At 37.0% G+C, this 11445-nt stretch carries 15 protein-coding genes; 8 read left to right on the forward strand and 7 right to left on the reverse strand.

Features of this window, described 5'->3' with window-relative positions; genetic code table 11:
* Positions 1-7: 7 nt before the first annotated feature.
* From ku to sspO, 4 genes are all read right to left on the reverse strand, one after another.
* Positions 8-841 (reverse strand): non-homologous end joining protein Ku, encoded by an 834-nt coding sequence (ku, locus tag AC0C45_RS17390; RefSeq protein ID WP_237892334.1) that lies wholly within the window; start codon positions 839-841, stop codon positions 8-10.
* Between the two features lie 150 nt (positions 842-991).
* Positions 992-1432 carry an Hsp20/alpha crystallin family protein gene (locus AC0C45_RS17395; protein WP_034651639.1) on the reverse strand — a complete coding sequence of 147 codons (441 nt, stop codon included), beginning with the start codon at positions 1430-1432 and terminating at the stop codon, positions 992-994.
* A gap of 152 nt (positions 1433-1584) precedes the next feature.
* On the reverse strand, positions 1585-1725 hold the full coding sequence (locus AC0C45_RS17400) for a small acid-soluble spore protein P (RefSeq protein WP_013057256.1): 141 nt from the start codon (positions 1723-1725) through the stop codon (positions 1585-1587).
* Between the two features lie 212 nt (positions 1726-1937).
* Entirely contained in the window at positions 1938-2087 is a 150-nt protein-coding gene (sspO, locus tag AC0C45_RS17405; RefSeq protein WP_013083371.1) for a small acid-soluble spore protein O, read from the reverse strand.
* A gap of 221 nt (positions 2088-2308) precedes the next feature.
* Between sspO and acnA the strand changes: the two genes are divergently transcribed.
* From acnA to AC0C45_RS17425, 4 genes are all read left to right on the forward strand, one after another.
* Positions 2309-5029: an aconitate hydratase AcnA gene (gene acnA, locus AC0C45_RS17410; protein WP_013083370.1), complete on the forward strand. Its 2721-nt coding sequence runs from the start codon at positions 2309-2311 to the stop codon at positions 5027-5029.
* Between the two features lie 195 nt (positions 5030-5224).
* A complete protein-coding gene (locus AC0C45_RS17415) occupies positions 5225-5824 on the forward strand; it encodes a TlpA disulfide reductase family protein (RefSeq protein ID WP_013057253.1) in 600 nt (199 codons plus the stop codon).
* Positions 5825-6037: 213 nt separating this feature from the next.
* Positions 6038-6181: an FbpB family small basic protein gene (locus AC0C45_RS17420; RefSeq protein WP_013057252.1), complete on the forward strand. Its 144-nt coding sequence runs from the start codon at positions 6038-6040 to the stop codon at positions 6179-6181.
* Positions 6182-6225: 44 nt separating this feature from the next.
* Entirely contained in the window at positions 6226-6369 is a 144-nt protein-coding gene (locus AC0C45_RS17425; protein WP_013057251.1) for an acid-soluble spore protein N, read from the forward strand.
* 31 nt (positions 6370-6400) lie between these two features.
* Here the strand turns inward: AC0C45_RS17425 and AC0C45_RS17430 are convergent, their stop codons facing one another.
* Positions 6401-7012, reverse strand: coding sequence for a hypothetical protein (locus AC0C45_RS17430; protein WP_034651643.1), 612 nt, complete (start codon positions 7010-7012; stop codon positions 6401-6403).
* A 172-nt stretch (positions 7013-7184) separates the two neighbouring features.
* Here AC0C45_RS17430 and tlp point away from each other — a divergent pair, with 172 nt between their 5' ends.
* The 3 genes from tlp to AC0C45_RS17445 all read left to right on the forward strand — a co-directional run bounded on the left by tlp (position 7185) and on the right by AC0C45_RS17445 (position 9468).
* Complete coding sequence (gene tlp / locus AC0C45_RS17435; RefSeq protein WP_013083367.1) at positions 7185-7427, forward strand: small acid-soluble spore protein Tlp; 243 nt, start codon at positions 7185-7187, stop codon at positions 7425-7427.
* 112 nt (positions 7428-7539) lie between these two features.
* Positions 7540-8967 carry a phospholipase D family protein gene (locus AC0C45_RS17440; protein ID WP_472928372.1) on the forward strand — a complete coding sequence of 476 codons (1428 nt, stop codon included), beginning with the start codon at positions 7540-7542 and terminating at the stop codon, positions 8965-8967.
* 78 nt (positions 8968-9045) lie between these two features.
* Complete coding sequence (locus tag AC0C45_RS17445) at positions 9046-9468, forward strand: acyl-CoA thioesterase (protein ID WP_013083365.1); 423 nt, start codon at positions 9046-9048, stop codon at positions 9466-9468.
* A gap of 41 nt (positions 9469-9509) precedes the next feature.
* On the opposite strand, the gene AC0C45_RS17450 is transcribed toward AC0C45_RS17445, so the two are convergent.
* Together AC0C45_RS17450 and plsY are read right to left on the reverse strand one after the other, a co-directional pair.
* Positions 9510-9800, reverse strand: coding sequence for a HesB/YadR/YfhF family protein (locus tag AC0C45_RS17450; protein WP_013057245.1), 291 nt, complete (start codon positions 9798-9800; stop codon positions 9510-9512).
* A gap of 379 nt (positions 9801-10179) precedes the next feature.
* A complete protein-coding gene (gene plsY, locus AC0C45_RS17455; RefSeq protein WP_013083364.1) occupies positions 10180-10773 on the reverse strand; it encodes a glycerol-3-phosphate 1-O-acyltransferase PlsY in 594 nt (197 codons plus the stop codon).
* 205 nt (positions 10774-10978) lie between these two features.
* Between plsY and AC0C45_RS17460 the strand changes: the two genes are divergently transcribed.
* Positions 10979-11392: a CoA-binding protein gene (locus AC0C45_RS17460; RefSeq protein ID WP_013057242.1), complete on the forward strand. Its 414-nt coding sequence runs from the start codon at positions 10979-10981 to the stop codon at positions 11390-11392.
* Positions 11393-11445 lie beyond the last annotated feature (53 nt).

An 11445-nucleotide genomic window follows, 5' to 3' on the forward strand; every position in this document is an offset into this window, starting at 1 on the left:
AGCTTTTTTATGCTTTCTTTTTTAAGGATGAAGTTTTTTTCTCTGCTGTTGATTTTGTCGGGTGTAAAGTAGAAGGATCTATGCTCACTTTTAACATTTCCATTAAATGTCGAATATCTCGTTCTTCGCTTCCGCTGCCTTTTGTAACTTCGCCTTGATTTATTTTTTGTTGAATGACGTTTTGTAAGGCATCTCGGTAGTTGTTTTTGTAAATAGACGGATTAAAAGAAGTAGATAGCTTATCAATTAATTCCACCGTCACTTGTGTATCGCTTTCATTAATGGAAGAAGTACTGGATAAGTTAGGCACATCTGTGACTGAACGAAGCTCTTCTTCAAAATGCATCGTGTGAAGAACAAGAGATCCGCCCAAGGAACGAATAATTGCCATTTGCTGTTTGGAATATAAAAATACATTCGCAATACCGACTTTATTCGTTATTTCAAGTGCATTTAATAAAGTATAATAAGCTTTTAGGCTTGTTTCCCCAGGAGAAATATAGTAGGGCTTATCAAAAAACAGGGGATCAATGTCATCTAACGATACAAAGTGTAACAATTCAACAGCTTTGTTTGCTGCAAAGGGTTCTTTGACACTGTCAATTTCCTGTTGTGAAAGTACAACAAACTGACCGGTCGCGGTTTCGTATCCTTTAACCAGTTCATCAGATTCTACTTCTCGTCCACACGTTTGGCAATGTTTTTCTTGATGAATAGGTGTATGGCAAACGGAGTGTAGCGTGCGCAGCTTTACATCTTTTTCTTCAATTGCTCCGTGCAGTTTAATAGGGATATCAATTAATCCAAAGCTGATTTTACCTTTCCAAGCAGTATGAAGCATAAACGTTCTCCTTTTACTCTTTTTTAGTAGTGTGCCGTAAAATAAATTAGATATCCCATTGTTTTGAAAAGAAAAATATTCTTAAAAAACTATGTGCTAAATAAACAATTAAATAGTTCCAATAAAACTGCAGAGACAACATCTGCAGCTTTATTGGAACTCGATAGGGACTATTTGCTGATTAGATTTATTTGTCTCATGTTTAGAAATCGTAATTTCAAGGATTTCGTTACTAAATGTAGCGGTAATTTTTTTATTCATCAATGGAAATGGAAAGTCGATTGTACGTTCAACGCTTTCTTCCATTTGTTCTCTTGCAAGCGTTCCTTGCTTTTCATCATGAAATTCTCTAATGCAGTATTTTTTGGCTGTCAGCTGTAAGTGGTCAGCTTGTATCTGAACGATAATATCCTTAGGGTGATACCCTAATAATTCAGCTTCGACAATAAATGATTGTTCTGTTTCAAATAAATCTATACGAACGGAATCATAATCTAAATAACTCATAAAGGGATTTGAAAGCATGACTTCTAATAACTCTTGAAAGCCTTTTACAAACATTTGGTCTGCTGGCAGACGCTTGTTTTTCATTTCTGCGTTCCTCCATTATTTAAAGTGTTTCACTTTACTATCATATGCGCGTTTATGTACTTAGTGAACTCCTGCGCAAAGAATAAGCTTGAAGTACTAGCTGTCTTGTCTACGCATAAAAAAGCAAGCTCTGTAGAGAGCTTGCTGCTGTTTTACATATCATGTCCGCTATTGTGTTTTTGGCGAGAATGCTTACGGTTTTTCACTTTATGAGATCCACTTAGCGGTTCTGGCTGTCCAGAATTGCTTTTTGGCGCATTTCTTCTGATGTCTTTGCTGCTGTTTTTGTTCATAGTTAAAGCCTCCCTTTCATTTATTAGGGTAGGATAGTGACAGGGAATTTATCCGATGAAAAATTCCCCTTTCTAAAAATAGGTTTAACAAAAACAGGAAATGGGAACAGGAAAAAAGCGTCACATATAATGACGCCTTCTCGTTAGATTTCATGGAGTTAAACGATTTTGCTTTTCTAACTAGTGATTAGTATATCCAATAAGAGATTGTTTTATTGATTTTTTTTGCGTTTTTTATTATTTTGTTTCTGTTGTTCCGTTAATGGTTCATTTGAAAACTCTTCATTATAACCCGCTCCTTTTCCTTGAGCGCTAGCCGCGTTAGCTCCAGGAATGACGTGGTTTGACTTGCGTTTAGCCATGTTAAATCACCTCCGTTTCTAGCATGCGTAAAAATCAATGAAATATGAATTATTAGAAAAATAAAAGGAAGATGGAAAAAGGTTATAAGTGAAACTTATGTTAATTAATAACATTCTTTTTATTTACTTATGTATAATATTATATTAAGATAGATGGTGAAGGGAATAGAGGATGGGGTAAGTAAATCCTTTATACATAGAATTTTAAGGGGGTAAAAGCAATGACTAAAAAAGACGTTTTCAACGCTCGTTCGTCATTCGATCTTAATGGCAGCACATATAATTATTACCGCTTACAAGCTTTAGAGGAAGCAGGTTTAGGTAATGTATCTAAGCTGCCGTATTCAATTAAAGTATTATTAGAATCTGTTCTTCGTCAGGTAGATGGCCGTGTTATTACAAAAGAACACGTCGAAAACCTTGCAAAATGGGGAACAAAAGATATTAAAGATATCGATGTTCCTTTCAAACCATCTCGTGTTATTCTTCAAGATTTCACTGGAGTTCCAGCGGTTGTAGACTTAGCGTCACTTCGTAAAGCAATGGCTGATTTAGGAGGAGATCCTGACAAAATCAATCCAGAAATTCCAGTAGACCTCGTTGTCGACCACTCCGTACAAGTTGATAAAGCAGGTACAGCTGACTCATTACGAATTAATATGGACCTCGAGTTTCAACGTAATACAGAGCGCTATAATTTCTTAAGCTGGGCTCAAAAATCATTTAATAACTATCGCGCAGTTCCACCAGCTACAGGTATCGTGCACCAAGTAAATTTAGAATATTTAGCAAACGTTGTTCATGCTGTTGAAGAAGATGGTGAATTTGTAGCTTTCCCTGATTCTCTAGTAGGTACTGACTCTCATACAACGATGATTAATGGTATCGGTGTTTTAGGATGGGGTGTTGGCGGTATTGAAGCGGAAGCAGGTATGCTTGGTCAACCTTCTTATTTCCCAGTTCCTGAAGTAATCGGCGTTAAACTTGTTGGTGAATTACCAAACGGCACTACAGCTACAGACTTAGCGTTAAAAGTTACGCAAGTGCTTCGTCAAAAAGGAGTAGTCGGAAAATTCGTGGAATTCTTCGGTCCTGGCGTAGCAGAACTTCCATTAGCTGACCGTGCAACAATCGCTAATATGGCTCCTGAATACGGTGCAACATGTGGATTCTTCCCAGTTGACGCAGAAGCATTAGCATACATGCGTTTAACAGGAAGAGATGAAAAAGACATTCAGGTTGTCGAACAATATACAAAAGCAAATGGTTTATTCTTCACACCAGAAAATGAAGATCCAATTTTCACTGACGTTGTTGAGATTAACCTTGCTGAGATTGAAGCAAATCTTTCTGGTCCAAAGCGTCCGCAAGATTTAATTCCACTTTCTCAAATGCAAACAGAATTCAAGAAGGCTTTAACAGCTCCTGTTAGCAACCAAAGCTTCGGACTTGATGCTAAAGACGTGGATAAAGAAATTACGTTTAAGCTTGCAGACGGTTCAGAAACAACAATGAAAACAGGTGCCATTGCCATTGCGGCTATCACAAGCTGTACGAACACATCAAATCCTTACGTATTAGTAGCAGCCGGTTTAGTTGCGAAAAAAGCGGTAGAAAAAGGATTGGATGTTCCAGCTTACGTGAAAACTTCTTTAGCACCAGGTTCAAAAGTAGTAACGGCTTACCTGCAAAATTCAGGGCTGCTTCCATACTTAGATAAAATCGGCTTTAACATCGTAGGTTATGGCTGTACGACTTGTATCGGTAACTCTGGTCCATTAGAAGCTGAAATTGAAGCAGCGATTGCAGATAGCGACTTGCTTGTAACGTCTGTTCTTTCAGGAAACCGTAACTTTGAAGGACGTATTCATCCATTAGTAAAAGGTAACTACCTTGCTTCTCCGCCGCTTGTTGTAGCATATGCACTGGCTGGAACAGTAGATGTAGATTTACAAAAAGATCCAATCGGCATTGATACAGACGGCAATGAAGTATTCTTTAGCGACATCTGGCCTTCTCAAGATGAAATTAAAGAAGTTGTTAGCCGTACCGTAACGCCTGAATTATTCCGTAACGAGTATGAGCGTGTATTCGATGATAACGAACGCTGGAATGAAATTAAAACAAGCGAAGATGCGCTTTATACGTGGGAGAATGATTCAACATACATTCAAAACCCACCTTTCTTTGAAGGCTTATCAGAAGAACCAGGTGAAGTAGAGCCGTTAAATGATCTTCGCGTAGTAGCGAAATTTGGTGACTCAGTGACAACGGATCACATTTCACCAGCGGGTTCAATTGCAAAAACATCACCTGCAGGTCTTTACCTTCAAGAAAACGGTGTAGAGCCAAAAGACTTTAACTCATATGGTTCTCGTCGTGGTAACCATGAAGTAATGATGCGCGGTACGTTTGCAAACATCCGCATTAAAAACCAAGTAGCTCCTGGTACAGAAGGCGGCTGGACAACGTACTGGCCAACAAATGACGTAATGAGCATTTATGATGCTTGTATGAAATACAAAGAGCAAGATACAGGTCTTGTTGTACTTGCAGGCAAAGATTACGGCATGGGAAGTTCTCGTGACTGGGCAGCAAAAGGAACAAATCTTTTAGGTATTAAAACAGTAATCGCTGAAAGCTTCGAGCGTATTCACCGTTCAAACCTAGTATTAATGGGTGTTTTACCTCTTCAATTTAAAGATGGTGAAAGCGCGGATACATTAGGTTTAACTGGAAAAGAAACAATTGCAGTAGCAGTTGATGAAACAGTAAAACCACGTGATTTTATAAAAGTAACAGCAACTGATGAAGCTGGAAACAAAAAAGAATTTGAAGTACTGGTTCGTTTCGATAGTGAAGTTGAAATTGATTACTATCGCCACGGTGGTATCCTTCAAATGGTGCTTCGTGATAAATTACAGTCTAAAACACATGCGTAAGTTATAAAGAAAAAGAGCGGTTCTCGTGAGCCGCTCTTTTTTTATGCAAACGCACTGTTTTCGACAAAAAGTGAGAGGGAAATATGCTATATTATAAAAGAAAATGCCCTATAAAAGGATTATTTTAGTAGATATTGCACATATCTATTAGTACATAGATTATCACTTTTTAGAAGAAATAAAGGAGCCGATCATATGGTTAAAAAAATAATTGCGGTCTTGCTTCTAGTAGGCTTTCTTAGCTACGCCCTTTGGCAAGGGCTTTCTCCAAATGAAGCATCCGATAATTCTAACTTAAGCGAATACAAGGATTTAAATATCAAAAAAGGCGATAGTGCTCGTCAGGCTTCGGGTCAAGCTTATGGGTTGGAACCAAAAGATACAGCGCCTCCGTTTACACTGTCAGATACGAGCGGGAAATCCGTTCAATTATCGGATTTTAAAGGAAAAAAAGTCATTTTAAACTTTTGGGCAACATGGTGTCCGCCGTGTCAAAAAGAAATGCCCGATATGCAAGCGTTTTATGAGAAATATGGAAACGATGTACAGCTGCTTGCGGTTAATTTAACTTCGTCGGAAGGCAGTAAACAGGCAGTATCTAAATTTCTTAAAGAAAAACAGTTTACGTTTCGTGTATTATTGGACGACCAAGATAGTGTAGGAAGTAAAAAATATCGAGTCTCCACCATTCCGACATCTTACTTTATAGATGAAGAAGGGAAAATTGTTCAACGAGTGAATGGTCCAATGACGCTTAAACAAATGGAAAACTTTGCTCAACAAGCAGCGAATTAACTTCGCTGCTTGTTTTATTAAACATGAAACTTATTTACTTTGTCATCGTATATATAGATAGGTCAGTAAACATGTCAAACTTTCTTACAACTTTTCAAAAAAGTATGTTTACTTATCTGACAAATTGGTTACAATATAGATAGTTATACAATATCAGTTTCTTTAGATTTTTCAGATTTTTCATAAAAATTACATAAAGTAGGTGTTGTGATCATGAGAAAATTGCGCAAACGTTCATTTGAAGAGTTAGTGCAAGAAAATAAAACGCAGCTGTTAAAAGATCAGTCAGAAATTGAACGCATTGAAATGGAAATTGAAAAGCGGTTAGAAGATCGTATGCTTGAAAGAGCTGAATAACTTTAAAGTAAGTTGGTTAGAGTAACGGTGAGGAGGGGATAAGCATGGGAAATCCTAAAAAACAAAGCAAACCTTTTGTTCCGAATCACATCGGCACTCAACCGAGAGAAGCTGGTGGAAATAACGGAAAACAAATGCAAGATACATCCGGCAAGCATCCTCAAGTTATTCAAACCAAAGGTGAATGAATAAAAAGTCGCTGAATTCAGCGACTTTTTATTATTTGAATTCTACCGTGAATAAATAAACGTAAGGATTGCTCGAAATAAGCTCTTTAACGACTTCTCCATCGTCGGTTGAAAGCGGAGCAACTCGTATGCCACTGCCATCGTCACCAAATAAAGCAGCAACTGGATATGTTTTATTCATTTTTACCGTTTGTTTTTTCTCTAATCCAGTAAAGGAATATCCGTTCATTTTTTTTGGCTTTTCCGCTTCTATTCCTAGGTTTGTATCGTTGCTTCCTACATTAAACATAACTTTATGCGCATCATCATCGATTTTATATGTAATAGCAAACATGTCAAATTCTTTTGAAACAGTCAACCCTCCTGAAAATAAAGGTTCTTTTGCTTTTCCCTTTTCGTAATAAGTAGCTTTTACATAAGCTTCTTTTGCGTCACTAGGAGCTTTCACATCGTATGCAATGATATTGCTTTTGTAGTCCAGGTTTGTCACAGCTAACATTTTTTCTTCATGTTTTGAGTAATGATGAGGCTTCATAAAGGCACTTGCTGTCAATTTTGATGCCAATGAGGTTTGTGACATAAAAAATACGGCAAGCACTGCAATAAAGATGACGCTTAGTAATGTTATCATTCGTTTGGTCATAGCGATTCCCCCTTTGTATGTACGTATTACCATATTATGTATGATTTATATACATATTTTAACTTAATTATAATTATATTATGTAAACTAAAATCATTTTTTTCCACTTATAGAGATGAACAAATCCGGCATACTACAATTGTAACAAAGTTATTTTGAGGAGGAAGATACAATGGCATGGAATAAACCGAATCCAGACGATCGCAGTGATAACGTTGAAAAATTACAAACAATGGTGCAAAATACAATGAAGAACATTGAAGAAGCAGAAGAAGCTGCTGCATGCAGCAATGAAGAAGAACGTCAGCGCATTCAGCAAAAAAATCACAATCGCGAAGTAAGTATCGAAGCAATGCGCAGCGAAATAAAAGATGAGTCAGAAGCTCGTCAAAATGGTTACGAAGGTACGATTTAATAAATAAAGCAACGACAATAAGCAGCTAAAAATAAACGGTTTTAGCTGCTTTCTTTCTATATTTTTTTAGTAAGGTCAATACTAATACAAACTAGCAAAGAGGTTTATGTAGGTGAAAAAGCACGTGAAAAGGAAAGTAGTAAGGATTTTGGTCAGTTTACTTGTCGTCTTGATTATTGTGGGCTCTTATCAAACGCATAAGCCTTTGCCTAAAGGAGTTTCATACGAAAGTAAGCCGCACAAAGTAGAAGATGTATTTCTCTTATCAGACCTAACGTATCAAGACCAGCAGACATCTGTTTCTGAACAACACATTTTTCAAGCAGTTACGAATGCGATTGATGACGCAAAAGCTTTTATTATTATGGATATGTTTCTATTTAACGGCTACTATAACCAAGGCGAAACGTTTCCTCACCTTAGTGATACGCTTGCAAGTAAGCTGATTGAAAAGAAACGAAAACATCCTACTATCGAAATCGTCTTTATTACAGATGAAATCAATACAACCTACGGCTCACATGATTCAAAGTGGTTAGATTCACTGCGGCTAAACGGAACCAAAGTGGTGCAAACCAATTTATCTAAGCTCAGAGACTCCATTCCACTGTATTCTTCAGTATGGAGAACTTTTGTTCAGTGGTTTGGTGAAAAAGGAAACGGATGGATAACAAATCCGTTTGGTACCAATGCGCCTAAAGCGACGGTCCGTGCTTATTTAAAGTTGTTAAATGTAAAAGCTAATCACAGAAAAGTAGTAGCAACAGATCAAAGCGTTATTATCTCCTCTGCCAATCCTCATGATGCAAGTTTTTATAATTCTAACATGGCCTTTGAAGTAAAAGGGAATATTATTGGAGATGTGGTGAAAAGTGAACAAGCGGTGTCAGATTTTTCTTATGGAGGAAAGTTACCTCGGTATAAGAAAAAAGAAAAAGAAAAGGGAGACCTCTATGTTCAGCTGTTAACAGAAGGCAAAATCTATAAGCACGTATTGCATGATTTACGTCATGCTAAAAAAGGCGACGATGTATGGCTTGGCATGTTTTATCTTGGAGATCGAGACGTAATAAAGGCGCTTTTGAAAGCTTCCAAACAAGGCGCAAACGTACGATTAATTTTAGATCCTAATGAGAATGCGTTTGGAAGAAAAAAGTTCGGACTGCCTAACCGTCCAGTAGCAGCAGAACTTGTGAAAAAATCTAAAGGCGATATTAAAGTTCGCTGGTATCATACGGGAAAAGAGCAGTATCATCCCAAAACTTTATTTATTCGAAATAAAAAAAATGCAACTATTATTGCAGGAGCAGCAAATTTCACAAAACGAAATTTGGCTGACTTGAACTTAGAAACGGATATTAAAGTATCAGGACCTTTTAACAAAAAGGTTATGACCGAACTAAACGCTTATTTTGACCGTTTATGGACAAATAAAGACTACACATATACACTTCCTTATAAAAAGTATGAAAATAAAATGACGCGGCTGGAAACACTGATATATCGCATTCAAAATGCGCTTAGTCTTACAACATATTGAGTTACAACCAAACTAGTAGGAGTATATTCTCCTTATATGGTAAGATAAAACAGGAACAGGGCAAGAGGAGGTAAAATCATGTTAGTATCAACGAAAGAAATCGAAGTGCGCTATGCAGAAACCGATCAGATGGGCGTTGTGTATCATGCTAACTATTTAGTATGGATGGAAATAGGTCGAACGCAGTTTATTAGTGATTTAGGTTTTAGCTATGCACAAATGGAAAGAGACGGTGTGCTGTCGCCAGTTATTGATATACAGGCTTCATATAAAAAGCCGCTTCATTATGGCGAGACAGCTGTAGTACATACTTGGGTTGAGAACTATGACGGTCTACGCGTTGTGTACGGCTACGAAATTTTTAATTCAAATGAAGAACTTGCGTTAACAGGAACATCGTCACATGTATGTGTGAAAAAAGAAAACTTTAAGCCCATTTCGATTCGCCGTAATTATCCGGAATGGCATAAAGCCTATGAAGAGGCCAAAAAGCAGGGTTAAGCGCAAGAATAAAAAGCATCGATAAATCGATGCTTTTTTTCTTACGCTTCGTAATGAAAGTCAGGTTCTTTTGTTTCTTCATTATAATTTACGGTCAAATCATGACCATCAAAGTACCAAAGGTCTTCATCTTCTACGAAGAATGTTAAACCGTCAACTTTTGTTTCAACGCCAACGTTTTTAGGAGAATCTGTGTTTACACCTAAAGAAAAACCTTTTTGAACGTTGCTGCATCCGCCGTAGCGAACAAAAAAGCGAATTGTTTCGTTTCCTTCTAGCATCATTTCATCTTTGTACCACGTAGCTGCTGCTTCTGTTACTGTTAATTTCATTAATTATGCTCCTTCCAATACTGCGGATACACTTATTATAGTAGAAAGGTAGATAAATTACCAATATATACGAATCCAGCTAGGAAGGAATGAGATAAAATAAAATAAAACGATTTAATATAGAGGTGAAGGCTTCATTTCTATATTAAATCGTTTCATTCTTTCATTTGAAATCATATTGTTTTCCAATGGTTTCCCAGCAGTGAACGCAGTAGCGGCTTCCTTCTAGCTGTGAATCCATTTTCTTATTTCGTTTGCAAATAGGGCATTTTTTCTTCACATCATTCACCTCCTTATTTTAGTATCAGTATAACTAATAAACAAGAAATGTATTCGCTTACAAATCGGTTATAAAAAAAGAAATAAGAGGAAGCTCCTCTTATTTCTTTTTACCTGACAAAAATGTGACTTTCGGTTCTGTTTTATTAAGAATTCGGGTAATGTTTGCACGGTGTCTGTAAATGACAAAGGCTACAATTAAACCAATAATCATAATAAGCATGTAGTCTTGCTTAAATAGCGTGTAGATAAAGGTTAATACCCCGGTAACCATTGATGACAATGATACATACTTCGTTATGTATAAGCAGATAAAAAAACATAATAGTACGAAAGCAAATAAAAGAGGTTCATAACATAAAATCACTCCGGCGGACGTGGCAACAGCTTTCCCGCCTTTGAATTTCGCGAAAACAGGAAAAATATGACCAATGACAGCAAATAAACCAATGAAGAGAATGTTTTGATTCGTATTAAATAAAAGCGGTAAAGAAGCTGCTAGGGTTCCTTTTAGAATGTCTCCAAGCGTAACGATAATTCCAGCTTTTACGCCCAATGTACGAAAGGAGTTGGTGCCGCCTAAATTGCCGCTTCCATGCTCTCGTATATCGATGCCGTATCCTAGTTTTCCAACAACTAGTCCAAAAGGAATAGAGCCCAAGATATAGGCAAGAATAGGTAATAAATAATTCATGTTTGAAAGCTCCTTTATTTCTATATCGTTTCTATTTTACCATGAGATACTTAAAAAAACATAGCTAGTTTTAGGTGAGAGACAATTATTTTAAAAAAAGAAGACGTTTACAAAAATAGAGAAAACGGGTACTATATGCAGGAAATCAACTGTAAATCGCGAATGTTGTTCAGTACATATTATATAGCTAAGAGAGGTAATAGACATGTCCATTAAAATTCCTTCCCGCCAAGAGCTTGGTAAAATATTAAAAAAAAGCAAGCGCATTGCTGTAGTAGGTTTATCAGATAACCCTCATCGAACGTCTTATATGGTTTCAGAAGCCATGCAGCAGCAAGGTTACGAGATTATTCCGGTGAACCCGACAATAAACTCAGCGCTCGGCGTAAAAGCTGTATCTTCATTAAAAGAAATTGAAGGACATATTGATATCGTTAATGTATTTCGTCGCTCTGAGCATTTGCTTGAAGTTGCAGAAGAGTTTTTAGAAGTAGACGCAGACGTATTTTGGGCACAATCTGGTTTAATTAATGAAGAAGCATATGACCTGCTCGCTAAAAAAGGGTATACTGTAGTTATGGATCGTTGTATAAAAGTTGAGCATGCTTTAACAAAGTAAGATCTATAAGCAGAACAACCAACCCATGCACACTGCTTGCATGGGTTTCACCA

The organism is Priestia sp. VA7 (genome assembly GCF_055710015.1).

Excerpts from the sequence above, each read along its gene's own strand:
- AC0C45_RS17445 (WP_013083365.1), top strand. The coding sequence starts at position 9,046 with ATGTTAGTATCAACGAAAGAAATCGAAGTGCGCTATGCAGAAACCGAT.
- sspO (WP_013083371.1), bottom strand. The coding sequence starts at position 2,087 with ATGGCTAAACGCAAGTCAAACCACGTCATTCCTGGAGCTAACGCGGCT.
- AC0C45_RS17415 (WP_013057253.1), top strand. The coding sequence starts at position 5,225 with ATGGTTAAAAAAATAATTGCGGTCTTGCTTCTAGTAGGCTTTCTTAGC.
- tlp (WP_013083367.1), top strand. The coding sequence starts at position 7,185 with ATGGCATGGAATAAACCGAATCCAGACGATCGCAGTGATAACGTTGAA.
- ku (WP_237892334.1), bottom strand. The coding sequence starts at position 841 with ATGCTTCATACTGCTTGGAAAGGTAAAATCAGCTTTGGATTAATTGAT.
- plsY (WP_013083364.1), bottom strand. The coding sequence starts at position 10,773 with ATGAATTATTTATTACCTATTCTTGCCTATATCTTGGGCTCTATTCCT.
- AC0C45_RS17425 (WP_013057251.1), top strand. The coding sequence starts at position 6,226 with ATGGGAAATCCTAAAAAACAAAGCAAACCTTTTGTTCCGAATCACATC.
- acnA (WP_013083370.1), top strand. The coding sequence starts at position 2,309 with ATGACTAAAAAAGACGTTTTCAACGCTCGTTCGTCATTCGATCTTAAT.
- AC0C45_RS17400 (WP_013057256.1), bottom strand. The coding sequence starts at position 1,725 with ATGAACAAAAACAGCAGCAAAGACATCAGAAGAAATGCGCCAAAAAGC.
- AC0C45_RS17395 (WP_034651639.1), bottom strand. The coding sequence starts at position 1,432 with ATGAAAAACAAGCGTCTGCCAGCAGACCAAATGTTTGTAAAAGGCTTT.
- AC0C45_RS17450 (WP_013057245.1), bottom strand. The coding sequence starts at position 9,800 with ATGAAATTAACAGTAACAGAAGCAGCAGCTACGTGGTACAAAGATGAA.
- AC0C45_RS17460 (WP_013057242.1), top strand. The coding sequence starts at position 10,979 with ATGTCCATTAAAATTCCTTCCCGCCAAGAGCTTGGTAAAATATTAAAA.
- AC0C45_RS17420 (WP_013057252.1), top strand. The coding sequence starts at position 6,038 with ATGAGAAAATTGCGCAAACGTTCATTTGAAGAGTTAGTGCAAGAAAAT.
- AC0C45_RS17430 (WP_034651643.1), bottom strand. The coding sequence starts at position 7,012 with ATGACCAAACGAATGATAACATTACTAAGCGTCATCTTTATTGCAGTG.